This window comes from Pseudonocardia abyssalis, from assembly GCF_019263705.2.
Classification (GTDB): Bacteria; Actinomycetota; Actinomycetes; order Mycobacteriales; family Pseudonocardiaceae; genus Pseudonocardia; species Pseudonocardia abyssalis.
Genome location: NZ_JADQDK010000001.1, coordinates 4,263,595 through 4,285,443, shown reverse-complemented (window position 1 = coordinate 4,285,443; position 21,849 = coordinate 4,263,595). Strand labels below are relative to the sequence as shown.

Annotated in this window: 27 protein-coding genes; 16 read left to right on the top strand and 11 right to left on the bottom strand. The window is 75.0% G+C overall.

Translation table 11 applies throughout. From position 1 onward, the window contains the following. The first annotated feature begins 72 nt into the window (after positions 1 to 72). Complete coding sequence (bla, locus tag I4I81_RS20770; RefSeq protein WP_218601070.1) at positions 73 to 957, top strand: class A beta-lactamase; 885 nt, start codon at positions 73 to 75, stop codon at positions 955 to 957. Here bla and I4I81_RS20765 read toward each other — a convergent pair. Next, positions 954 to 1,196, bottom strand: coding sequence for a hypothetical protein (locus I4I81_RS20765; protein WP_226363484.1), 243 nt, complete (start codon positions 1,194 to 1,196; stop codon positions 954 to 956). The genes bla and I4I81_RS20765 overlap by 4 nt on opposite strands. On the opposite strand from I4I81_RS20765, the gene I4I81_RS20760 reads away from it, so the two are divergent. After that, complete coding sequence (locus I4I81_RS20760) at positions 1,195 to 1,647, top strand: YdeI/OmpD-associated family protein (protein WP_225924649.1); 453 nt, start codon at positions 1,195 to 1,197, stop codon at positions 1,645 to 1,647. The two genes, I4I81_RS20765 and I4I81_RS20760, sit on opposite strands and share 2 nt — an antisense overlap. Here the strand turns inward: I4I81_RS20760 and I4I81_RS20755 are convergent. After that, positions 1,602 to 2,618, bottom strand: a complete 1,017-nt coding sequence (locus I4I81_RS20755) for an NAD(P)/FAD-dependent oxidoreductase (RefSeq protein ID WP_225924648.1) — start codon at positions 2,616 to 2,618, stop codon at positions 1,602 to 1,604. The two genes, I4I81_RS20760 and I4I81_RS20755, sit on opposite strands and share 46 nt — an antisense overlap. Positions 2,619 to 2,683: 65 nt before the next feature. Between I4I81_RS20755 and I4I81_RS20750 the strand changes: the two genes are divergently transcribed. After that, a complete protein-coding gene (locus tag I4I81_RS20750; RefSeq protein WP_218601067.1) occupies positions 2,684 to 3,268 on the top strand; it encodes a helix-turn-helix domain-containing protein in 585 nt (194 codons plus the stop codon). Here I4I81_RS20750 and I4I81_RS20745 read toward each other — a convergent pair. Then, positions 3,260 to 4,390 (bottom strand): metallophosphoesterase, encoded by a 1,131-nt coding sequence (locus I4I81_RS20745; RefSeq protein ID WP_218601066.1) that lies wholly within the window; start codon positions 4,388 to 4,390, stop codon positions 3,260 to 3,262. The two genes, I4I81_RS20750 and I4I81_RS20745, sit on opposite strands and share 9 nt — an antisense overlap. Positions 4,391 to 4,461: 71 nt before the next feature. Here I4I81_RS20745 and I4I81_RS20740 point away from each other — a divergent pair, with 71 nt between their 5' ends. From I4I81_RS20740 to I4I81_RS20725, 4 genes are all read left to right on the top strand, one after another. Then, positions 4,462 to 5,322 (top strand): NAD(P)-dependent oxidoreductase, encoded by an 861-nt coding sequence (locus tag I4I81_RS20740; RefSeq protein ID WP_218601065.1) that lies wholly within the window; start codon positions 4,462 to 4,464, stop codon positions 5,320 to 5,322. Between the two features lie 45 nt (positions 5,323 to 5,367). Beyond that, positions 5,368 to 6,069: a response regulator transcription factor gene (locus I4I81_RS20735; protein ID WP_218601064.1), complete on the top strand. Its 702-nt coding sequence runs from the start codon at positions 5,368 to 5,370 to the stop codon at positions 6,067 to 6,069. After that, positions 6,066 to 7,499, top strand: a complete 1,434-nt coding sequence (locus tag I4I81_RS20730) for a sensor histidine kinase (RefSeq protein ID WP_218601063.1) — start codon at positions 6,066 to 6,068, stop codon at positions 7,497 to 7,499. Before I4I81_RS20735 ends, I4I81_RS20730 begins: the two co-directional genes overlap by 4 nt. A gap of 66 nt (positions 7,500 to 7,565) precedes the next feature. Further along, complete coding sequence (locus tag I4I81_RS20725) at positions 7,566 to 9,323, top strand: S1C family serine protease (RefSeq protein WP_218616275.1); 1,758 nt, start codon at positions 7,566 to 7,568, stop codon at positions 9,321 to 9,323. 151 nt (positions 9,324 to 9,474) lie between these two features. Here I4I81_RS20725 and I4I81_RS20720 read toward each other — a convergent pair whose 3' ends face one another. The 3 genes from I4I81_RS20720 to I4I81_RS20710 are packed head-to-tail and all read right to left on the bottom strand — an operon-like array spanning position 9,475 to position 11,512. Continuing rightward, a complete protein-coding gene (locus tag I4I81_RS20720; RefSeq protein ID WP_218606235.1) occupies positions 9,475 to 10,194 on the bottom strand; it encodes a methyltransferase domain-containing protein in 720 nt (239 codons plus the stop codon). Further along, entirely contained in the window at positions 10,164 to 10,835 is a 672-nt protein-coding gene (locus tag I4I81_RS20715; RefSeq protein WP_218606236.1) for a TIGR04282 family arsenosugar biosynthesis glycosyltransferase, read from the bottom strand. The genes I4I81_RS20720 and I4I81_RS20715 overlap by 31 nt, the downstream gene beginning before the upstream one ends. Then, entirely contained in the window at positions 10,832 to 11,512 is a 681-nt protein-coding gene (locus I4I81_RS20710) for a glycosyltransferase family 2 protein (protein WP_218616274.1), read from the bottom strand. Before I4I81_RS20710 ends, I4I81_RS20715 begins: the two co-directional genes overlap by 4 nt. A gap of 132 nt (positions 11,513 to 11,644) precedes the next feature. Here I4I81_RS20710 and I4I81_RS20705 point away from each other — a divergent pair, with 132 nt between their 5' ends. The 3 genes from I4I81_RS20705 to I4I81_RS20695 all read left to right on the top strand — a co-directional run bounded on the left by I4I81_RS20705 (position 11,645) and on the right by I4I81_RS20695 (position 13,739). Next, complete coding sequence (locus I4I81_RS20705) at positions 11,645 to 12,346, top strand: response regulator transcription factor (RefSeq protein ID WP_218604079.1); 702 nt, start codon at positions 11,645 to 11,647, stop codon at positions 12,344 to 12,346. A 5-nt stretch (positions 12,347 to 12,351) separates the two neighbouring features. Further along, positions 12,352 to 13,353 carry a sensor histidine kinase gene (locus I4I81_RS20700; protein ID WP_218604090.1) on the top strand — a complete coding sequence of 334 codons (1,002 nt, stop codon included), beginning with the start codon at positions 12,352 to 12,354 and terminating at the stop codon, positions 13,351 to 13,353. Positions 13,354 to 13,421: 68 nt separating this feature from the next. After that, positions 13,422 to 13,739 carry an endonuclease domain-containing protein gene (locus I4I81_RS20695; protein WP_218604080.1) on the top strand — a complete coding sequence of 106 codons (318 nt, stop codon included), beginning with the start codon at positions 13,422 to 13,424 and terminating at the stop codon, positions 13,737 to 13,739. Between the two features lie 137 nt (positions 13,740 to 13,876). Here I4I81_RS20695 and I4I81_RS20690 read toward each other — a convergent pair whose 3' ends face one another. Then, positions 13,877 to 14,935 carry an NAD-dependent epimerase/dehydratase family protein gene (locus I4I81_RS20690; RefSeq protein ID WP_218604081.1) on the bottom strand — a complete coding sequence of 353 codons (1,059 nt, stop codon included), beginning with the start codon at positions 14,933 to 14,935 and terminating at the stop codon, positions 13,877 to 13,879. Positions 14,936 to 15,015: 80 nt separating this feature from the next. Between I4I81_RS20690 and I4I81_RS20685 the strand changes: the two genes are divergently transcribed. Next, positions 15,016 to 15,507, top strand: a complete 492-nt coding sequence (locus I4I81_RS20685) for a MogA/MoaB family molybdenum cofactor biosynthesis protein (protein WP_372453619.1) — start codon at positions 15,016 to 15,018, stop codon at positions 15,505 to 15,507. 8 nt (positions 15,508 to 15,515) lie between these two features. Continuing rightward, positions 15,516 to 15,698 (top strand): hypothetical protein, encoded by a 183-nt coding sequence (locus I4I81_RS20680; RefSeq protein WP_218604092.1) that lies wholly within the window; start codon positions 15,516 to 15,518, stop codon positions 15,696 to 15,698. 2 nt (positions 15,699 to 15,700) lie between these two features. On the opposite strand, the gene mscL is transcribed toward I4I81_RS20680, so the two are convergent. From mscL to I4I81_RS20660, 4 genes are all read right to left on the bottom strand, one after another. Beyond that, entirely contained in the window at positions 15,701 to 16,096 is a 396-nt protein-coding gene (mscL, locus tag I4I81_RS20675; RefSeq protein ID WP_218604091.1) for a large conductance mechanosensitive channel protein MscL, read from the bottom strand. A gap of 25 nt (positions 16,097 to 16,121) precedes the next feature. Then, on the bottom strand, positions 16,122 to 16,724 hold the full coding sequence (locus I4I81_RS20670) for an SAF domain-containing protein (protein ID WP_218604083.1): 603 nt from the start codon (positions 16,722 to 16,724) through the stop codon (positions 16,122 to 16,124). Between the two features lie 81 nt (positions 16,725 to 16,805). Next, entirely contained in the window at positions 16,806 to 17,171 is a 366-nt protein-coding gene (locus tag I4I81_RS20665; protein ID WP_218604084.1) for an FmdB family zinc ribbon protein, read from the bottom strand. A 65-nt stretch (positions 17,172 to 17,236) separates the two neighbouring features. Further along, entirely contained in the window at positions 17,237 to 17,845 is a 609-nt protein-coding gene (locus I4I81_RS20660) for a 5-formyltetrahydrofolate cyclo-ligase (RefSeq protein WP_218604085.1), read from the bottom strand. A gap of 36 nt (positions 17,846 to 17,881) precedes the next feature. On the opposite strand from I4I81_RS20660, the gene I4I81_RS20655 reads away from it, so the two are divergent. From I4I81_RS20655 to sepX, 4 genes are all read left to right on the top strand, one after another. Then, positions 17,882 to 18,766 carry a UTP--glucose-1-phosphate uridylyltransferase gene (locus I4I81_RS20655; protein WP_218604086.1) on the top strand — a complete coding sequence of 295 codons (885 nt, stop codon included), beginning with the start codon at positions 17,882 to 17,884 and terminating at the stop codon, positions 18,764 to 18,766. Between the two features lie 6 nt (positions 18,767 to 18,772). Continuing rightward, a complete protein-coding gene (glp, locus tag I4I81_RS20650; protein WP_218604087.1) occupies positions 18,773 to 19,999 on the top strand; it encodes a molybdotransferase-like divisome protein Glp in 1,227 nt (408 codons plus the stop codon). Positions 20,000 to 20,012: 13 nt separating this feature from the next. Further along, positions 20,013 to 20,672 carry a GNAT family N-acetyltransferase gene (locus tag I4I81_RS20645; protein WP_218604088.1) on the top strand — a complete coding sequence of 220 codons (660 nt, stop codon included), beginning with the start codon at positions 20,013 to 20,015 and terminating at the stop codon, positions 20,670 to 20,672. Between the two features lie 171 nt (positions 20,673 to 20,843). Further along, positions 20,844 to 21,845: a divisome protein SepX/GlpR gene (gene sepX / locus I4I81_RS20640; protein WP_218616273.1), complete on the top strand. Its 1,002-nt coding sequence runs from the start codon at positions 20,844 to 20,846 to the stop codon at positions 21,843 to 21,845. Positions 21,846 to 21,849 lie beyond the last annotated feature (4 nt).

Here is a 21,849-nt window from a genome sequence, read left to right as displayed (position 1 = left end):
TAGCCGTTCGGCTATCGGAAGCCGATCATCTTCGTCTTTGCGCTATCGATCAGGAGTTGGTCTGCTCGGTGCATGAGAACGATCGAACGCCGTACCTTCCTCCTCGGACTCGGGGCCGCACTGGTCGGCTGCGGCGCCCCGACCGCCCCGACCGCCCCGACGCCGTTGCCGGTAGAGGTCGACAACGGCCTCGCCGCCCTGGAGCAGCGCTTCGGCGGCCGCCTCGGCGTGCACGCCGTCGACACCGGCTCGGGCGCGGTGGTGTCGCACCGCGGCGACGAGCGCTTCCTCCTGGCGTCGACGAGCAAGGCGTTCATCGCGGCCGCCGTCCTGCAGCGCGCCGCCGACGACCCGACGCTGCTCGACCGGGTCATCACCTACGAGCCCAGCGTGCTGATCGCGAACTCGCCGATCACCGAGCAGAGCCTGGCCATGACCGTCGCCGACCTGTGCGCCGCCGCCATCACCTACAGCGACAACGCCGCGGCGAACCTGCTGTTCGACGTCCTCGGCGGCCCTCCTGCGGTGACGACGTTCGTCCGCGGGATCGGCGACGGGGTCACCCGCTTCGACCGGCCCGAGACCGAACTCAACATCTCCGCCGGCCCCGACGACGAGCGCGACACGACGACGCCCTCGGCGGTCGTGCGGAGCCTGCAGGCCGTGACGCTCGGCGACGGTCTCGCCCCCGCGGGGCGTGACCGGCTCACCGGCTGGCTGCTCGCCAACACCACCGGCGAGAAGACGATCCGGGCCGGCGCGCCCGCGGGATGGCGGGTCGGTGACAAGACCGGCACCGGGTTCCAGGGCGAGCGCAACGACATCGGGGTGCTGTACCCGCCGGACCGCGCCCCGATCGTCCTCGCGGTCTACACCGCACCGGCCGACCCGAACGCCGACCCGTCGGACGCGACGATCGCCGAGGCGACGCGCGCCGTCGTCGCGGCGCTCGGTTAGCGCTCCCGGACGATCGCCGCGATCGTCGCCGCGACGTACCAGACCGAGCTGAGGAAGAACGCCGCGCCGAGCACGGCCTGCACCGCCTCCGGCGACACCCCGGTGCGCCGTGCCACCTGCTTCGACACGGGCCCGCCGACCCGCATCCGCCATCCGCTGAGTCCCTGGCGTCCCATCCTGGTGGTGTCCACGGCGATCAGTACCCGCAGCGACCCGTCGTCAAGCATCCTGGACCGCATGGAGTCACGCCGGTTCACCGCGACGACGCAGGACGGGAAGCGGGGGCGGGTCGCGATCCCCGTGCCGTTCGACCCGGACGAGGCCTGGGGCGCGAAACCCGTCCACCACGTGACCGGCACCGTCGCCGGTTGCGACGTCCGGGCGACGGTCGAGGGCGGGCGGATCGTCATGGGCCCGACGTGGGGTCGCGACCGCGGGATCGGGCCGGGCCGGCTCGTCGACGTCGTGCTGGTGCCGGAGGGCCCGCAGCGCGGTGACCTGGCTCCCGACCTCGCCGCGGCGCTGGACGCGGACCCGGCGGCCGGGGCGTTCTTCGACTCGCTCGCCCAGTTCTACCGCCGCGCCTACCTCCGCTGGATCGACGGCACCAAGCGCCGTCCGGAGGAGCGTGCCCGGCGGATCGCCTACGTCGTGGAGCTGCTGGGGGAGGGGGTCAAGGAGAGGCCGTGACGCCGGTCGCCGAGGACGATCTCCGAGACCTGCCGTTCCAGGGCCGCGGCCTCCCGTCGGCGCACCGCCCGTTCGGTGTCGTCGAGTACGAGGTGCGCGTTGACCTGGGCCCCCACCGCCATCCCGGCCGCGGCGGACGTCACCACCTGCGCCATCGGGTCGACGACGTTGCCCGCGGCCCACACACCGGGCACCGAGGTGCGACCGGACGGCTCGGCGACGACGTGCGTGGCGACCGGCACGCCCCCGAACTCGAGATCGGCGGTCTCGACGCCGAGCGCGGTGAGCAGGTCTCCCGTCGCGCGGAAGAAGGGGCTGACGAACAGGGCGGTGCGCGCGACGACGGTGCCGTCGGCCAGCCGCACCCCGGCGAGCCGGTCGTCCTCGACCACGACCCCGGCCACCTTCCCGTCCACGACGGAGATCCCGCGCGCGGCGAGCTGCGCCCACTCCTGCTCGGTGGGGTCGGGGGCGCCGTCGAGGAACAGGGTGAGGTCGCTCGACCACTGCCGCACCAGCAGCGCCTTGTGCACGGACCCGAGCACCCCGACCGCGGTGTCGGCGACCTCGTGGCCGTGGCAGTACGGGCAGTGCAGGACGTCGCGGCCCCAGCGCTCGCGCAGGCCGTCGATCGCAGGCAGCTCGTCGACCAGTCCGGTCGTGACGATGACGGCCCGCGCACTGACCGTCGATCCGTCGGACAGCGTCGCGGTGAGGTCGGGGGCCAGCGCGGTGACCGTGCCGGACACGATCTCCCCGCCGTAGCCGCGCACCTCCGCCCGCCCCGCCGCCAGCAGCTCGCCGGGCGGCATGCCGTCGCGGCTGAGGAAGTTGTGCACCCCGTTGGCCGGGGCGTTGCGGGGTTGCCCGCCGTCGACCACCAGCACCGTGCGTCGGGCCCGGCCCAGGGTCAGTGCCGCGCTCAGTCCCGCGGCTCCGCCGCCCACCACCAGTACGTCGTATCTCGTCATGCCCCGACCATGCGCCCGTCTCGCGGATCCGACAAGCATTGTTGCCGCTACGGCAAGATGGGGGCATGTCCGACGACGATGTGCTGAACGAGGTCGGCCCGCGGCTGCGGCGGCTGCGCCGCCAGCGGGGCGTCACGCTCGCGGGTCTGGCCGAGCTGACCGGCATCTCGGTGAGCACCCTGTCGCGCCTGGAGTCCGGGGGCCGGCGCCCCAGCCTGGAACTGCTGCTGCCGATCGCGCGGGCGCACCGGGTGCCGCTCGACGAGCTGGTCGGGGCGCCGCCGGTGGAGGATCCGCGGGTGCGGCTGGAGCCGTTCGAGCGCGGCGGCATCGTGTTCCAGCCACTGACGCTGCAGACCGGGCCGCTGCAGGCCTACCGCATGACGATCCCGGCCGACTCCCCGCGCTCGGACCCCAGTCCCCAGACGCACGAGGGCTACGAGTGGCTCTACGTCCTGAGTGGACGGTTGCGGGTCGTGCTCGCCGAGCACGACTTCGTGATGCGCGCGGGGGAGGCCGCGGAGTTCGACACGCGGCTGCCGCACTGGTTCGGCCGCGCCGACGACCGCCCCGTCGAGATGCTCAGCCTGTTCGGCAAACAGGGCGAGAAGATGCACGTGCGGGCCGCCCCTCGCAAGGCGTCAGCGTGAGCGCAGCGTCAGCAGCGTGATCTCCGGCGGGGAGCCGACGCGCACCGGTGGGCCCCAGAACCCGGTGCCGCGGGTGACGTAGAGCCAGGTCGGGCCGACGCGGGCGAGCCCGGCGAGCACCGGCTGGTCGACGAGCGCCACCTGCGTCACCGGCCACAGCTGCCCGCCGTGGGTGTGCCCGGAGATCTGCAGGTCGACGCCCGCGCGGGCGGCCCGGTCGACCATCACCGGCTGGTGGCACAGCAGGACGACCGGCTGATCGGGGTCGCGGCCGGCGAGTGCGGCGTCGAGGTCGAAGCCGTGCCCGGGGACGCCGGACGCCGCGGCGGTGCGGTCGTCGCAGCCCGCGATGTGCAGTACGGCGTCACCCCGGCGGATCTCCTCACGCTCGTTGCGCAGCACGCGGATCCCCAGCGTGGGCAGGAACTCCACCCACTCCGCGGCACCGGAGTAGTACTCGTGGTTGCCGGTGACGAAGTACGTCGGCGCGGCGATGTCGGCGAGCGGCGCGGCGTAGCCCCCGAGGTCGGCGACGCTGCCGTCGACGAGGTCGCCCAGCACCGCGACGACGTCCGGGGTCGCGCCGTTGATCATCTCGACGAACCCGCGGACGTCGGCGCCGTCGACCAGCGGGCCGAGGTGGATGTCGGAGATCGCGGCGACGGTGAAGCCGTCGAAGGCGGGGTCGAGGCGGTCGAGCAGCACCTCGCGCCGCTCGACGCGCGGCTGCCGGGCCACGACCGCGCCGTGGGTGACCGTGCCGACGGCCGTGACCGCGGCCGTCCCGGCGATCACCCGCGACAGGAACCGTCGCCGGTCCTCGGACGGTCGCCCGCGCACGAACCGCACGGCGAGCCGTACCAGCTCGCCGAGCGCGAGGACGACGCCGAGGTAGACCAGGACCGCGAGCCAGAGATAGCCGAGGTGGTGCAGCGGGCGTACCGCGTCGGGTGGTGCCCCGCGCGTGGCCAGAGCACCGGCGACCGCGAGCCCCAGGAGCGCGATCAGCGCGGCGCCGGTGACCCGGACCCGGCGGCTCGTCGTGAGGTCGTGGACGGCGCGGCGGTACACGTACCCGTGCAGCAGTGCGACGAGGACGAGCACGACCACGACGTAACCCACCGGTCGATCCTGCCCCACGCCCGGCGATCCCCCACGCCCGGTGATCACAGCGAGGGTCGTAGCGTCGAGGCATGACCGACACCCCCACCGTCGCACTGCTCGGGACCGGGATCATGGGAGCGGGCATGGGGCTCAACATCCTCGCCGCCGAACTCCCGCTCCGCGTCTGGAACCGCACCGCCGACAAGGCGCTCGCCCTCGGGGAGGCCGGGGCCACGGTCGCGTCGAGCCCGGCCGAGGCGGTCGCGGGCGCCGACGTGATCGTCACGATGCTCGGCGACGGGAGCCACGTCCGTGAGGTCATGGAGCAGGCGGAGCCCGCGTCCGGGCAGGTCTGGGCGCAGATGACGACCGCCGGCGTCGACCAGTCCGAGCTGCTCGCGATCGCCGCGAGGCATGGGCTGCGGTTCGTCGACGCCCCCGTCGTGGGCACCAGGGCGCCCGCCGAGTCGGGGCAGCTGCTGGTGCTCGCCGCCGGGTCGCCGGCCGCCCGCGCCGCGGTCCAGCCCGTGTTCGACGCCGTCGGCCGCGAGACGCGCTGGGTCGCCGACGACGCGACGGGGCTCGCGGCGAGCCGGCTCAAGCTCGTCGTCAACAGCTGGGTGCTGGCGATCACCGCGGCGACCGGTGAGGCCGTCGCGCTGGCGGAAGGGCTGGGCGTCGACCCCCAGGCGTTCCTCGACGCCGTCGGCGGCGGCCCGCTCGACCTGCCCTACCTGCAGGCCAAGGCGAAGGCGATCCGCGCGCGGGACTGGACGCCGAGCTTCTCGGTGACCAACGCGGCCAAGGACGCCGACCTCATCACCGCCGCGGCGCAGGAGGCCGGGATCCGCCTCGACGTGGCCCCGGCGGCCGCCGCCCGCTACCACCGCGCCGCCGACGCCGGGCATGGCGACGACGACATGGCGGCCGGGTACCTGGCCTCTTTCTAGGAGCCTCTCAGCGGCATCTCAGACGCGGCGGCCACACTGGTGACCATGCGCATCCTCGTGGTCGACGACGATCGGGCCGTGCGCGACTCGCTGCGGCGGTCACTGGCGTTCAACGGCTACCAGGTGGATCTGGCCGAGGACGGCTACGCCGCGCTCGAGGCCGTCGACGTCCAGCGGCCCGACGCGATGGTCCTCGACGTGATGATGCCGCGCCTGGACGGCCTGGAGGTGTGCCGGCGGCTGCGCGGGGCGGGCGACGCGCTGCCGATCCTCGTGCTCACCGCGCGCGACGCCGTGTCCGACCGGGTCTCCGGCCTCGACGCGGGCGCCGACGACTACCTGCCCAAGCCGTTCGCGCTGGAGGAGCTGCTCGCCCGGCTCCGGGCGCTGCTGCGCCGCCGCACCCCCGAGGACGTGGCGGCCGCCGCGGCCGGGCACAGCGCGGTGCTGGAGTTCGCCGACCTCTCGCTCGACCCCGACACCCGTGACGTCCGCCGTGGCGAGCGTCCGATCAGCCTCACCCGCACCGAGTTCTCGCTGCTGGAGCTGCTGCTCGCGAACCCGCGACGGGTGCTGTCACGCACGCAGATCCTCGAGCAGGTGTGGGGCTACGACTTCCCGACCACCGGCAACGCGCTGGAGGTCTACATCGGCTACCTGCGCCGCAAGACCGAGGCCGAGGGCGAGATCCGGCTGATCCACACCGTGCGCGGGGTGGGGTACGTGCTGCGCGACACCGCCCCATGAGTTCCCGGCCCGACGGCTCCACCCCGCGCGTCGAGATGCTGGACCGCTTCTCCCTACGCTCCCGGATCGGGATCCTCGCCGCGCTGGTGGCGGCGATGGCGGTGGTGCTCGTGTCGCTCGCCGCGTTCCTGACCGTGCGCTCCAACATCCTCGCCACGCTCGACACCAACCTGTTCCAGCGCGCCGTCGCCGCCGCGCAGAGCGAGCTGGCGGATCCACTGCAGCTCTCCACGATCCCGCCCGACGTCCTGGGTGCGGGCGACATCCGGATCGCGCTGCTCGCCGCGAACGGCAGCGCGCAGTCGGCCGAGGGGCAGCTGTCCTCGCCGCCGATCGAGCGCCCGGAGCTGGAGGTCGCGCGGGGTCTCGCCACGTCGTCGGTGCGTACGGCGTCGATCGGCAACGACCCGTACCGCGTCGTCGCGGTGCAGGCCGGGCAGGGCCGTGCGCTGGTGATGGGACAGCGGCTCGACCCGACCCAGCAGGTGCTGACCAAGCTCGCGTTCGCGTTGCCCCTCGTCGGTGCGGTCGGGGTCGTGCTGGCCGGGCTGGCCGGGATCGCGGTCGCCCGCACGGGGCTGCGGCCGGTGCAGCGGCTGACGTCGGCGACCGAGCGGGTCGCGGCCACCGGGGACCTGCGCCCGATCCCCGTCGACGGCGCCGACGAGCTCGCGCGGCTCACGATCAGCTTCAACGAGATGCTCGGCACGCTCGCGGCCTCGCAGGAGCAGCAGCGCCGACTCGTCGCCGACGCCGGGCACGAGCTGCGCACGCCGCTGACGTCGATGCGCACCAACCTGGAGCTGCTCGCCTCGGCCAACCGTCCCGGTGCCCCGACGCTGCCCGACTCCGACCGCGCGGAGATCCTCACCGACGTCCACGCCCAGATCGAGGAGCTCTCGACGCTCGTCGGTGACCTCGTCGAGCTGGCCCGCGACGACGCGCCGCTCAAGGTGCACGAGCCGGTGGAGCTGACCGACGTCGTCGAGCGGGCGCTGGAACGGGTGAAGCGGCGCGCGGGCGACGTCGAGTTCGACGCGCAGCTCGTGCCGTGGACGCTGATGGGCGACGCGACGGCGCTGGAGCGCGCGGTGCTCAACCTGCTCGACAACGCGGCCAAGTGGAGCCCCGCCGGGGGCACGGTCGCGGTGCGGATGCGCCAGCTCGACGGGTGGTCGGTGCTGCTGGAGGTGGCCGACGAGGGCCCGGGCATCGCCGAGGAGGATCTCCCGCGCGTGTTCGACCGCTTCTACCGCGCCGACCGTGCCCGCACCATGCCCGGATCCGGGCTCGGCCTGGCGATCGTGCGGCAGGTCGCGGTGCGCCACCTCGGCGCGGTGTGGGCGGGCCGGGCCCCCGGTGGCGGGGCGTCGATGGCGCTGCGGCTGCCGGGTCGCTCGCCGGGAGGGGTCCCGCCGACCGGGCAGTAGCGTCGGTTGCGTCCTAGGCTGGCGTGGCGGGTCCGCGACCGGTGAACCCCCGAACGTGGTGAGGTCATGTCCAACGACACCCCCGGCCCCGACGAGCCCCGCCCGGATCGCGCAGCCGAGACGACCTTCCACCCCCGACCCGACACCGGTGGTGCCGCCGACGCCGACCCGTACGCGCGGCCGGCGGAGCAGCAGCCCGCAGCGGGTGGCGTGCAGGGGACCGGTCAGCAGGCGGCCGTGGGAGGTCACGGCGGCGGATCGGCGCAGGCCGGACCGGCGGCCCGGCCGGCATCGACCGCCCAGTTCGGGCCGGGCGCCCAGCACGGATCCGGCACTCAGCACGGATCGGGCCGCCCGGGAGCGGGCCACCACGGGTCGGCGCAGTACGGGTCGGCGCAGTACGGGTCGGCGCAGTACGGGTCGGCGCAGTACGGGTCGGCGCAGCAGGGATCGGCGCAGCACGGATCCACGCAGTACGCGCAGGGCGCCGGCCAGTCCGCGCAGGGCACCTACGGGACCCCCGGTGGCGGGTACCCGGGCGGACAGTCGGGCGGGGGTGCGTACGGCGGCACCCATGCGGTCGGCGGGTACAGCGGCGCCGCTCACGGTGGCCCGGGCAGCGGCGTCCCGAGCAGCGGCGTCCCGGGCGGTGGCGGCCCGGGAAGCGGCGTCCAGGGCAGCGGCGCCTACCCGGCCGTCGGGACGTACGGCGGCCCGCCGAACGCGGGTCAGCACGTCGCACCGCCGAAGGAGCGCCGCACCGGCCGCGGCGCGCTCGTCGCGATCGGGCTGGTCGCCGCGCTGCTCGGCGGAGGGGTGGGCGGTGTCGTCGGCGCCACGCTCGCCGGGAGCGGGGGCGGGAGCGGCGGTTCGTCCGGGGTGCTCGGCGCCCCCCTGCCCGCACCGGACTCCTCGACCACCCCGCTCAGCCCGGTCGAGGCGGTGGCCGAGCGCGTGCTGCCGTCCGTCGTCCGGCTGCTGGTACAGGGGACCGCGGGGGCGGGCGAGGGCTCGGGGATGGTGCTGTCGGAGGACGGCCTGATCCTCACCAACAACCACGTCGTCGAGGTGGCCACGGGCGGCGGCTCGATCCTGGCGGTGTTCCAGGACGGCACCACCGCACCCGCCGACGTCGTCGGCCTCGATCCCGGCTCCGACCTCGCCGTGATCCGCGCCCCCGGCGTGTCCGGCCTGACGCCGATCGAGTTCGGCGACTCCGACGCGGTCCGCGTCGGCCAGCAGGTCGTCGCGTTCGGCTCCCCGCTGGGCCTGGGCGGCACGGTGACGACCGGGATCGTCAGCGCGGTCGACCGCGCCGTGAGCGTGGGGGAGGAGTCCGGGGCGAGCGAGGCCACGGTGCTCAGTGCGCTGCAGACCGACGCCGCGATCAACCCCGGCAACTCCGGCGGTCCGCTGACCGACATGCAGGGCCGCGTCGTCGGGATCAACTCGGTGATCGCCACGACCGGGGCGGAGGGCGGGTCGATCGGCGTCGGGTTCGCGATCCCCGTGAACCAGGCCCGGCGCACCGCGCAGGAGCTGGAGACCACCGGCCGAGCCACCCGCGCGATCCTCGGTGCCGGCGTCAACGCGGGCAATGCGCAGGAGCTCGACGGCGCGGTGCTCAACAGCATCGTCCCCGGCGGTCCGGCCGAGCTGGCCGGGATCCGGCAGGGCCAGGTCGTCACGCGGGTCGGGGACCGGGTCGTCACCAACGGCAACGACCTGATCGCGGCGATCCGGGAGAACGCCCCGGGGGATCTCGTCACGCTGGTCGTGGACGGGCAACCGGTCGACGTCACGCTGGGCGGGGAGCCCGGCTGACGCCGGCCCGTGCGGTGCGTGCGATCGGGCGATGCCGGACGGGTGGCGCGCCGGGGGTGTCACCGTCGGTGGCTGGACCGACCGAGCACGTTGCGTCCTGTGTGTACTGATCCATCCGGGCCTTGCGGTACTCCCGCGGGGGTGGTCTCGTTCACCTGGTCCCCCGTGGTGCCCCGCGTTCGGGGACCAGCGGGCCGCGTCGGTGCCGACACCCCCTCCCGGCATCGGCGTGGTCCCGCCACAGCTCCACGAACTGGCGCACGCCGCGGTGGCAGGCGCCGACCCGCAGGCCGGCGCCGGCGGCGAGGTCGGGGAACGCCGCGAGCCCCGCGCAGGCCCACGGGAACGGCGGGGTGAGGTCGTCGCGGCTGCGCACCCGTGCCTCGCCGCGCCACAGTCCGGGCTCGGCCGGGTCCAGCTCCACGAGCACGGTTCCGCCCGGTCCGACGATCCGGCCCGCCCGGTGCAGCAGGGCGGCCGGGTCGCCGCCGATGCCGAGGTTGCCGTCGGCGAGCAGCGCGTGCGACCAGAGTCCTTCGCGGGGCAACGGGGCGAAGACGTCGGCGTTCAGGACGGGGACCCCGCGGCCGGTGCACTGTGCGACGGCCTCCGGCGAGACGTCGACCCCGAGGGTCTCGATCCCGCGCGCGACCAGTGCCTCGACGAGCCGCCCCGGCCCGCAGCCGAGGTCGATCGTGGAGCCGCGGCAGCGCTCGATCAGCCAGGCGTCCTCGCCGGCCGCCGCACCGCGCCACCGGTCGACGTCGAGCCGGGCGGTGCCGCCGTCGCTGCGCACGAGTTCGGCGTCGTGCCCGGACAGGGCCCGGGCGAAGGAGGTCGTCACCGGCGTCCGGCCGGGACGGGCAGCCATCGGACCGCGGTGGCGAAGCGGGTGCCGGGGGCGAGCGCGGCGACGGTGAGGGCGTCGTCGATCGTGTCGACGTCGGACAGCTCGGGCAGCAGGTGCACCTGCAGCCCGGCGGCACGCAGTGCGGCGAGGGTGCGGGCGCCGGTGTCGTCGCGGGAGGTCGGGACGTCCGCGACGAGTGCCGCGGCCGCCGGGTCGCGCAGGCCCAGAGCCCACCAACCACCGTCGACGGCGAGACCGAGCACGGCGTCGACACGGGTGAGGTGCGCGGCCGCGTCGGCCAGCGCCGCGGCGGTGACCTGCGGGGTGTCCATCCCGATCTGCAACGTCGGGCGGCCCGGGAGCAGTGACGCTGCGTCGGTGTGCGCAGCGGCGATGCGGGCCCCGAGACCGTCGCCGCGCTGGGGGATCACCCGGACCGAGCCGAGCACCGCCCGCACCTCGGGGCCGCGCGCGGCCCGCGTCGGGTCCCCCGTCAGGACGGCCACCGGGGTCGCCCCGGGCACGGCCGACGCCGCGTCGAGGCTGTCGAGCAACGCGGCGGCGGCGAGGTCGGCGGCCTCCGCGGGCTCCAGCGGTGGGCACAGTCGGGTCTTGACCAGCCCCGGCACGGGGGCCTTGGCCAGCACGAGCAGGGCGGTCACCGCAGCACCCCGGCCATGTCGCGGGCGGCGCGGACGGTGCCGCGCACCGAGCCCGACACCTTCGACCGTCCGGCCGTCCGGGGGCGGTAGGCGACGTCGACCTCGGTGATCCGCCACCCGGCCGCCCCGGCGCGGACCAGCAGCTCCAGCGGGTAGCCGAAGGCGCGGTCGGTGATGCCGAGGTCGAGCAGCGCGGTGCGGCGGGCCACCCGGACCGGGGCGATGTCGTGCACGTCGACGCCGCGGCGGCGCAGCAGCGCGGAGATCGCGGCGTTGCCCGCCCGCGCGTGCCACGGCCACGCGCCCCGACCCTGCGGCCTGCGGCGCCCGGCGACGAGGTCCACCCCGCGAGTCCCCCCGTTCCCGCCCCCGGGTCCCCCGACCAGCAGAGCGACCATCCCCGGCAGCTCGGCCGGGTCCAGCGAGCCGTCGGCGTCGAGGAACGCGACGACGTCGGTGGTGGCGGCCTGCAGGCCGGTGTGCACCGCGGCGCCGTAGCCCTTGCGCGGCTCGTGCACCACCCGTGCGCCGAGCGACCCGGCGACCTCGGGGGTGCCGTCGCGCGACCCGTTGTCGACGACGAGCGGGCGGAACCCGGGAGGCAGGGCGCGGATCACCCCGGGCAGCGCCTGCGCCTCGTCCAGGCACGGGAGGATCACGTCGACGAGCTGCTCCATGATCATGAAGCTAGGCCGGTCGGCGGAATGCCGCGCGGTGAATCGGCTTACCGAACAGTGACGTCGTGTGCACGAATTACCGCTCGATGACGTCATCCGGCGGCGGTCGCCGCCGCGGATAACCTCGGCGCCATGACCGACCGCCCGCTCGCGCTGGTCGTGGACGACGACACCACCGTCCGCGACGTCGTGAGCCGTTACCTCGACCGTGCCGGCTACCGCGTCGACGTCGCCGGCGACGGGGAGGCGGCGCTGCGCGCGGTCGCGGAGCGGACGCCCGACGTCGTCGTCCTCGACCTCATGCTGCCCCGGCTCGGCGGCCTGGAGGTGTGCCGGCGGCTGCGGCTGGGGTCGGTCGGCGTCCCGATCGTCATGCTCACCGCGCTCGGGGAGGAGGAGGACCGCGTGCTCGGCCTGGAGCTGGGTGCCGACGACTACGTCACCAAGCCGTTCAGTCCGCGCGAACTGGTGCTGCGCGTCGCGTCGGTGCTGCGTCGCTCGCGGGAGCGGCCGGTGCGGGAGACCGGCGTCGAGCCCGTCGTCGACGGGTCGCTGAGCGTCGACATCCCGGGCCGCCGCGCGTCGATCGGCGACCGCGAGCTCGCCCTGACCGTCCGCGAGTTCGATCTCCTCGCGTTCCTCGTCCGTCGCCGCGGCCAGGCGTTCACCCGCGCCGAGCTGCTCGAACGCGTGTGGGGTTGGGACTTCGGCGACCAGTCCACCGTGACCGTCCACGTGCGCAGGCTGCGCGAGAAGATCGAGCCCGACCCGACCGCGCCGGTCCGGATCGCGACGGTCTGGGGCGTCGGCTACCGCTACGACGGCTCGCCGTGATCGGGATGCTGCTCGCGTCGGTGCCACTGGCGCTGGCGTTCTCGGTGCCCGTGGCGCTGCTGGGGGCGCTGCTGCTGACGCGGATGCGGCGACGCTCGCTCACCGCGGCCGTCACGGTGCTGGTGCTGGTGCCGGTCACGGCCACCCTCGCCGGCGTGATCGGCGTCAGCGGGTTCATGTACACGCCGCAGCTGGGCGGGTTCCTCGTCGTCTGCGCGGTGGTGGCCGCGTTCACGGTGCCGGCTGCGCTGATGCTCGGGCGCGGGATCGCCAACGACGTCATGTGGCTGCACGAGGCCCACGACGCCGAGCGGGTGGCGGAGGCGTCTCGGCGCGAGCTCGTCGCCTGGATCAGCCACGACCTGCGCACTCCGCTCGCCGGGATCCGCGCGATGAGCGAGGCCCTGACCGACGGTGTCGTCAGCGACCCCGACGAGGTCGCCGACTACGCGCGCCGGATCCGCGGCGAGACCGTGCGCCTGACCGGGATGGTCGACGACCTGTTCCAGCTCTCGCGGATCACCTCCGGTGCGCTGGCGCTGACGCTGTCGGAGGTGCCGCTGCACGAGGTGGTCTCCGAGGCCGTCGCGGTGGAGGGGGTGGCGGCGTCGCGCAAGGGGGTGCGCGTCGAGGCGGCGGCCGACAGCCAGTGGCCGGTGGTGCTCGGCAGCGACCCGGAGCTCGCGCGCGTCGTGCGCAACCTGCTGTCCAACGCGATCCGGCACACGCCCTCCGACGGCGCGGTCGTCGTCGCGGCCGGGGTGGTGGGCGACCGCGCGTGGCTGCGCGTCGACGACGGCTGCGGCGGCATCCCCGCCGACGACCTCGACCGCGTCTTCGAGGTCGCCTTCCGCGGAGAGGACGCCCGCACCCCCGACGGCGAGTCGCACAGCGGGCTCGGGCTGGCGATCGCGCGGGGGCTCGTCGAGGCGCACGAGGGGGAGATCGACGCCCGCAACCACGGCCCGGGCTGCCGGTTCGAGGTGCGGCTGCCGCTGGCGCGGTGATCCCGCGGGCGGCCGGGGACGGGTGATCGTTCCGCGGGGCACGGCGGACCGGGTGGCTCCCGCGTGTCGTGGCCCTGAGTGACCGGCTCGCGGCGTCACCGATCAGGACCCGCGTCCGGTACGCGATGCGCCGGGCCGGGCTCCCCGCCCCGGTGCTGCAGCACCCGGTCGGGCCCTACCTCCTCGATCTCGCCTACCCGGAACTGCTCCTCGCGATCGAGTTCGACGGGCGCGAGCTCCGCACCCGGGAGCGCGCGCTGCGGGACCTCCGCCGCGAGGCGTACCTGGAGCGCGCGGGCTGGGACGTTGCGGTTCCGCGCCGTCGACGTGTTGCGCCGCCCCGAGTGGCGGCAAGGATCGCGACCGCGCCCGCCGCGGGCGCGTGATCGTCCGAGCTGAGCGTGGTGGTCGTGCCGACCGCCGCCGGGGTCATCTCGGAACGATCACCGGCGTGGAGGGCTGAGCATCATCGGTGGGGGGAGTGGTGGTCGAGCGGACGACCGTGGCACTCGGCTCGGAACGATCAGCCGGACGCGACGGGGGAGCGCAGGGGGGCCGTGGCGAAGTCCCGCACCCCGTCGGCGAAGCCGGTCCGGGCGCGGAAGCCGAGCAGGGTGCGGGCGCGGGCCGGATCGGCGACGACGTGCCGCACGTCGCCGGGACGGGCGCCGCCGACGACCACCGGCGGCGGACCGTCGATCGTCGCGGCCAGCTCGACGGCGAGGTCGCCGATGGTGTGCGGCTCGCCGGAGCAGACGTTCACCGGCACCAGCGTGCCCTCTGCCGGGTCGGTGCCCAGCGCGAGCACGTTCGCGGCGGCGACGTCGGTGACGTGGACGAAGTCGCGCCGCTGCCGCCCGTCCTCCATGACGCGGGGAGCCTCCCCGCGCTCGAGCGCCGACCGGAAGATCGACGCGACCCCGGCGTAGGGGGTGTCGCGGGGCATCCGCGGTCCGTAGACGTTGTGGTAGCGCAGCGACCAGACCGACCCGCCGGTCTGCCGCGCCCACGCCGACGCCAGGTGCTCCTGAGCGAGCTTCGTCGCGGCGTAGGTCGAGCGCGGGTCGAGCGGGGCGTCCTCGCCCACGAGCCCCGGCTCCAACGGCGCGCCGCACACCGGGCACGGCGGCTCGAAGCGTCCGGCGTCGATGTCGGCGAACCGGCGCGGGCCCGGGCGGACGGGGCCGTGCTCGACGCAGGCGTACGCCCCCTCGCCGTAGACCACCATCGATCCGGCCAGCACGAGCCGTCCGACGCCCGCGGCGTGCATCGCGGCCAGGAGCACCGCGGTGCCGAGGTCGTTGTGGCCCGCGTAGAGCGGGGCGTCCGACGGGTCGACGCCGTGCCCGACCATCGCCGCCTGGTGGCACACGGCGTCGACGCCGGGCAGCAGCCGGGCGAGCACGTCGGGGTCGCGGACGTCGCCCTCGACGAACTCGTGGTCGCGCGTCCACCCCGGCGCGCCGTCGTGCGCTTGGGGCAGGAGCGCGTCCAGCACCACGACGTCGTGGCCGTCGGAGGAGAGGTGGTCGGCGACGTGCGAGCCGATGAAGCCCGCCCCGCCCGTGATCAGGATGCGCACCGTCGTGAGGCTAGGCGGGACGGACCTGTCCGGCCTGCGGGGTTCGCGATCGGTAAGGCCGCTACGGTGAGCCCATGGAAATGGCGCCGCCCCAGATCGGTCGTGCCCTGGTCGTCATCGTCGACGACCGTGTGAGCCACGGCGAGCGCGAGGACTCGATCGGTCCGCTGGTCACGGAGCTGCTCGAGGAGGCCCGGCTCGTCGTCGACGCCTCGGTGGTCGTGCCCGGTGACCCGGTGGCCATCCGCAACGCGCTCAACACCGCGGTGATCGGCGGTGTCGACCTCGTCGTCACCGTCGGCGGCACCGGCGTGTCGCCGCGCGACGTCACCGCCGACGCCACCGCGGGCGTCCTCGACCGCCCGATCCCGGGCATCGCCGAGGCCATCCGCGCGTCCGGCCTGGCGGCGGGCGCCGTCGACGCCGGGTTGTCGCGCGGGCTGGTCGGCGTCTCGGGCAGCACGCTCGTGGTGAACCTCGCGCCGTCCCGGGCCGCCGTCCGCGACGGCATGGCCACCCTCACGCCGCTGGTCGCCCACGTGATCGCGGAGCTGTCCGGACTGGACGACTAGGACCGGTCGTGGCCGACCAGACGCCCGAGCCGGCGGACGATGCTGCTGAGTTGCCGGACGCCGTCCGCAGGCGGCTCGCCGCGGTGTTCGGCGACGCCCTGCCCGACACGACCGGTGACGAGCGGGATCCCACCCCGGACAGCAACGACGCGCAGCTCCTCGCCGACCGCCCGCCGCACCACGACCGCTGAGGTCAGCCGCGCTGCTGCGTGCGGAGCAGGTCGCGGATCTCGATGAGCAGCTCCACGTCGGTGGGCTCGGCCGGGCCCGGCTCCTCGCCCTTCTTGCGGCGCTCCTTGAGCGTGTTGAGCGGCAGCACGATGACGAAGTAGACGACCGCGGCCACGATCAGGAAGTTGATCGCGGCGGTGATGACGGCGGAGAAGTCGACGTAGGTGCTCTCCTTGCCGGAGACGATCGAGAAGCCCAGGCCGGTGCTGTCGGGCGGGGACACCGCGTTGATCAACGGCTGCACGATGCCGTCGGTGAACGACGAGACGATCGCCGCGAACGCCGTGCCGATGACGACGGCGACCGCGAGGTCGACGACGTTGCCCCGCAGGATGAAGTCCTTGAAACCCTTGATCATCGTGCTCCCTCGATCGTCGGTCACGTCATCGGAGGGTAACCGCGATCTGGTCCGACAATGCGGCGGCAGCGACCCGCGTGGCGAGCGCACGGGGCATCGCGACCAGCACCAGCGGCCCCGGGAGCACGGTGACGACCTCCGCGTCGGAGGCCAGGACCAGGGGATCGCCCGCCCGTTCGCCGAGCGTCACGACGTCGACCCGACGGCCCGCGACCAGCAGCGGGGCGATGTCGGGGTCGGCGAGCCGGACGGGCACCGCCGCGGCGTCACCGGGGAGCGGGGAACCGCGGGTGAGCCGGGCGTCGGTGAGTGGCTCACCCGTCCGCGCGGCGCCCACGAGCACCCGCCCCACGGCATCGTCGACGGCCCGCACCGCGCCCGCGGGGACGAGCTCGGCCGGCCACTCGCGGACGACGAGCGCCCCGGCGTCGAGCGTGGAACCCGCGGCGAGATCGGCCACGGCCACCACCACCGGCGTGCCGCGGGCCTGCGGGGCGAGCGCGAGGGCCACGGCGAGCACGGTGAGGAGGCCCGCGGCCCCACGCCGGAGCAGCGCCGTGCGCCGCCACCCGGGCGCCCCGAGGGGGGCGAGGAGGCGGACGGCGCGCCGCGGGGGGTCGTCGGTCATGCCGACGACGCTAGGACGACCTCAGGCCGAGCGGGGGAGGATCACACAACCTGTGGACGGCGCCGCCCCGATGTGGACAACTCAGCCCTTCGCGGCCGCGGGCGCCGGGGTGGCGGCGGACGATGTGGAGGAGGAACCGGAGTCCTTCTTGGTGCCGGTGCTCTCCGACGACTTCTTCTCGCCACCGCTCTTGTCGCCACCGCTCTTCTCACCGCTCGAGCTCTCGCTCGACGACGCGGCGGGCTTCGAGTCGCCGTTGGGCACTGCCCCCGCGCGGCTGTCGGTGCGGTAGAAGCCGCTGCCCTTGAACACGATCCCGACGGAGGAGAAGACCTTGCGCAACGCACCCGAGCACTCCGGGCACACGGTCAGCGACGCATCGGAGAACGACTGCACGGCCTCGAACCGGTGGTCGCAGGCTGTGCAGGCGTACTGGTAGGTGGGCACGCTCGTGGTCCTTCCGGGACGTCTTGGCACTCTCGCGCACTGAGTGCCAGCATAACCCGGGAAGGTCAGCCGTTCTTCCCGAGGAGCGTGTAGCCCGCAAGCGGGAGCAGCGCGGCCGACATCGGATGGTCGTGGGGCTCGGCGGGCAGCGCGTCCACCAGTTCGTCGTCGTCGATCACGATGACGAGCGGCACACCGGTGGCCACCAGCGGCAACGTCTGGTCGTAGTGGCCCTTCCCCCGGCCCAGGCGCACCCCGCGGCGGTCGGCGGCGAGGCCCGGCACGAGGATCAGGCGGGCCCGCGTGATCGCCGCGGGCCCCAGGCGGGGACCTGATGGTTCGCGCAGGCCGATGGGTCCGGGGGCGAGGGAGCCGGGGCCGTCGTGGCGGGCCCAGTCCAACGGGCCGCGCCCGGCGGGCACCACGGGCAGCAGCACCTCGTGCCCGGCGGCCCGGAGCTCCTCGACCCCCTCGGGGGACCAGGGCTCGGTGCCGATCGGCAGGTAGGCGCACACCGGGCCGCCGGTGTCGGCCGCGAGCGCGAGCGCGCCGCGGGTGAGCGCGGCCGCCCGGACGGTCCGGACGGCCGGGTCGAGGGCTCTGCGCGCGGCCAGGATCCGCCGCCGCCACACATCTTTGGAGGACTGCTCGTGATCGTCAGTGCGTGCCGTCACGCGGGCACGCTACCGGCGCGGATAAGGTTCGTGCCCATGACAGCGACGCCCTTCCGGTCGGCCGTGGTCCCCGCCGCAGGCCTGGGGACCCGGTTCCTGCCCACCACGAAGACCGTGCCCAAGGAGCTGCTGCCCGTCGTCGACACCCCGGGCATCGAACTCGTGGCCGCCGAGGCCGCGGAGGCCGGGGCCGAGCAGCTGCTCATCGTCACCTCGCCGGGCAAGGACGCCGTCGCCGCGCACTTCGCCGACTCCTCCGAGCTGGAGAAGACCCTCGCCGCCCGCGGCAAGGAGAACCTGGTCGCGAAGGTGCGCCGGGCCCACGAGCTGCTCGAGGTCCGCACCGTCACCCAGGACGAGCCGCTGGGTCTCGGTCACGCCATCGGCTGTGTCCGCGGCGCGCTGGCCGACGACGAGCAGGCGTTCGCGGTCCTGCTCCCGGACGACCTGGTGCTCCCCACCGGCGTGCTGACCCGCATGGCCGCGGTGCGCGAGCAGTTCGGCGGGAGCGTGCTCTGCGCGTTCGACATCCCGCGCGAGGAGATCTCCGCCTACGGCGTCTTCGACGTCAGCGACACCGACGACCCGGACGTCAAGCAGGTCCACGGCATGGTCGAGAAGCCCGCCGCGGCCGACGCCCCCTCCACCTTCGCCGCGGCCGGGCGCTACCTGCTCGACGTCGCCGTGTTCGACGCGATCGACCGCATCACCCCCGGCGCGGGCGGCGAGCTGCAGATCACCGACGCGATCGCGCTGCTGATCTCCGAGGGCCACCCGGTCCACGTGGTCGTCCACCGCGGCGGCCGCCACGACCTCGGCAACCCGGGCAGCTACGTCCGCGCGTTCGTCGACTTCGCCCTGGAACACCCCGACTACGGCCCCGAGCTGCGCACCTGGCTGGCCGCGCGCCTGGCGGACTGAGCTGGCATGCGCACGGTCGACGAACAGCTCACACGGATCCTCGACGGGGTGGTCCGCCCGGCACCCGTGCGGGTGTCGATCTCCGAGGCGTACGGCCTGCGGTGCGCCGAGGAGGTGGTCGTGTCCCGGCCCCTGCCCGGTTTCGACCAGGCGGCCGTCGACGGCTACGCGGTGCGCAGCGTCGACCTGGTCGGCGCGTCGGAGGCGGAGCCGGCGTCGCTGCCGGTGGTCGGGGAGATCCCGGCCGGGTCCCGGCAGCCGCTGCGCCTGCAGCCGGGCCAGGCCGTCCGCGTCACCGCGGGGGCGCCCCTGCCCACGCTGGCCGACGCGGTCGTCCCGCTGGGCTACACCGACGGCGGGTCCGCCCGGCTCGTGGCGACGCGGGGGGTGCCGTCCGCGGCGTTCGTCCGGCGCGTCGGGGAGGACGTTCAGCCCGGCGACGTCGCCGTCCGCCGGGACGCGGTCGTCGGCCCCACGCAGGTGGGACTCCTCGCCGCCGCGGGCCGCGACAAGCTGCTGGTGCACCCCCGGCCGCGGGTGTCGATCATCTCCGTCGGCGACGAGCTGGTCGACGTCGCGCGCACGCCGGGGGCCGGTCAGGTCGCCGACGTCTGCTCGCACGCGCTCTCCGCCGCCGCCCGCGACGCGGGGGCCGACACGGGCAAGGCCGGGCTCGTCCGCGGCGACGCGCGCGAGATCGGCGCCGCGATGCAGGACCGGCTGCCGTTCAGCGATGTCATCGTGGTGTGCGGGGCGGCGGGCGGGCACGCGGGCGCGGAGGTGCACGCGGCGCTGGCGGGCCTCGGCGATCTCGACTCCACGCGCGTCGCCATGCACCCCGGCTCGACGCAGGCCTTCGGGCGGCTCGGCCCGGATGCGGTGCCCACGTTCATCTTCCCGTCCCACCCGGCCACCGCCCTGCTGCTGTTCGAGGTGTTCGTGCGGCCGCTGCTGCGCACGGCGCTGGGCCGGCCGGACCCGTACCGGCGCACCATGACGGCCCGGCTGACGTCCCCGATCTCGTCGCGGCCCGGCCGCCGCGGTTACCTGCGCGCGCGGCTGCTGCGCGAGCAGGCCACCGGGGAGTACCTGGTCCAGCCGTTGGGGACGTCGGGCACGCACCTGCTGTCGTCGCTGGGGGAGTCCAACGGGCTGATCGTGGTGGGCGAGGACGTCACGGAGGCCACCGTCGACGAGGTCGTCACCGTCGCGTTCCTGCCTGCGCCTGCGTGATGGCCCCCTCCTGATGGCCGTTCCGTTCCCGGCCGGGGGACGGCACCCGGGCTGGCCCGCCCGCCTCGGCGCGCTGCGGGTCGGCACCGGCGTGGTGGAGCTGCGGCCGGTGCGGCTGCTCGACGGCGCGGCGTGGTCGTCGCTGCGCCTGCGCGACGAGGCCCACCTCGCGCCGTGGGAGCCGACGATGCCCGGGACCTGGGCGCAGCGGCACTCGTCGGCGGAGTGGCCGGGCCGGTGGATGCTGCTGCGGTCGGCGGCGCGCAAGGGCACCGCGCTGCCGTTCGCGATCACGCTCGACGGCCGCCTCGCCGGGCACGTCATGATCGGCAACGTCGTGCGCGAGCCGCTGCTCTCGGCGTACGTGGGGTACTGGTGCGACCGGGGCGTCACGGGGTCGGGGGTCACCACGGCGGCCGTCGCGCTCGCCGTCGACCACTGCCTGGGCCCCGCGGGGCTGCACCGCATCGAGGCGACCGTCCGGCCGGAGAACTCCGCCAGCCGCCGTGTGCTGGTGAAGCTCGGCTTCCGCGAGGAGGGGCTCTTCCGGCGCTACCTCGACGTCGACGGGGCCTGGCGCGACCACCTCTGCTTCGCGATGACCGCCGAGGAGGTCCCGGTGGGCGGGCTCGCGGGCCGGTTGGTGGCATCCGGACGGGCCGAACGGGCCTGATCACCCACACGAGTCACACGGGTCACTGCCGACCCTGGGGTGAACCTCGCGGTCACGGCGCGTCGTTGCCCGGTTCCGCAGGTTTCCCTCACTACCGTGGTGTCCGGGAGCGATCTTGGGCCGGGGAGGGTCCTCGTGTCGCCCCTCGCGCCGACGGGGAGGAGGCTGCCAGTGCCCAGCTCGTTGATCTTCGTCGGGCTGGTCGTGCTCTGGTTGCTGATCCTTGTGCCGGCGGTGGCGCGACACCAGCAGGAGGTGGCCCGGCCCAGCTATGCCGCCCTCTCCGGGCGGGTGCTCGACCGGCCGCAGCGCCGGTACCGGATCCAGGAGGTGGACGACGTGGACGAGTCCGACGACGACGCACGCGGCACGACCCGGCTCGAGGAGTCCGCGCGGATCCCCGCTGCGCGCCCGGCTTCCGACGAGGCGGACGACGTGGCCGACGATGACGCCTACGAGCAGGACGACTACGAGCAGGACGCGTACGAGGACCACGACGGCGGCGGGTACGAGGACGGCTGGGAGCGCCCGGCCCCGCGCTACCGCCCCGGCCGCGGCGGCTTCGACCCCGAGGCCGCGGCGATCACCGCCCGCGCCCGCTACGCGTTCCGGCAGCGCGTGGTGCTCGGTCTGCTCGTCACGACGGTGCTGTCCGCGCTGATCGCCGTGATCGCCGTTCCCGCGCTGTGGTGGCTCACCGCCGTCGCCGGGGCCGGGCTCGTCGGCTACCTCGTCTACCTACGCCGCCAGGTCACGATGGAGGAGTCGATCCGCGACCGCCGCGCCGCGCGCATGGCCGGCACCCGTCGCCGGGCCGCGGCCGAGGACCCCGAGCTCGACGAGTGGGCCCGCCGCGGCCGGGAGGCCGCCCGCCCGGCCGCGCAGGACGGCGACGGCCACGAGGACGAGGTCGACGACGCCGACGACGAACTCGACGGCGACCTCGCCGAGGACGACCCGGACCGCGTCGCGGGCACCGGTGAGCCGATCGGGCCGCTGCGCGTCACCGGCGCCGACGCGGCCGAGCAGCCCGCCCTCCCGCGCCTGACCCCGGCCCCGCCGCCCCTCGTCCCGGCCGGCACGACGGTCGTCGGAGACGACCTCGACGACCCCGAACTGCACGATCTCGAGGGCCCCGTCCGCCCCGACTACCGCCGTGCGGCGGGGGAGTGAGCGG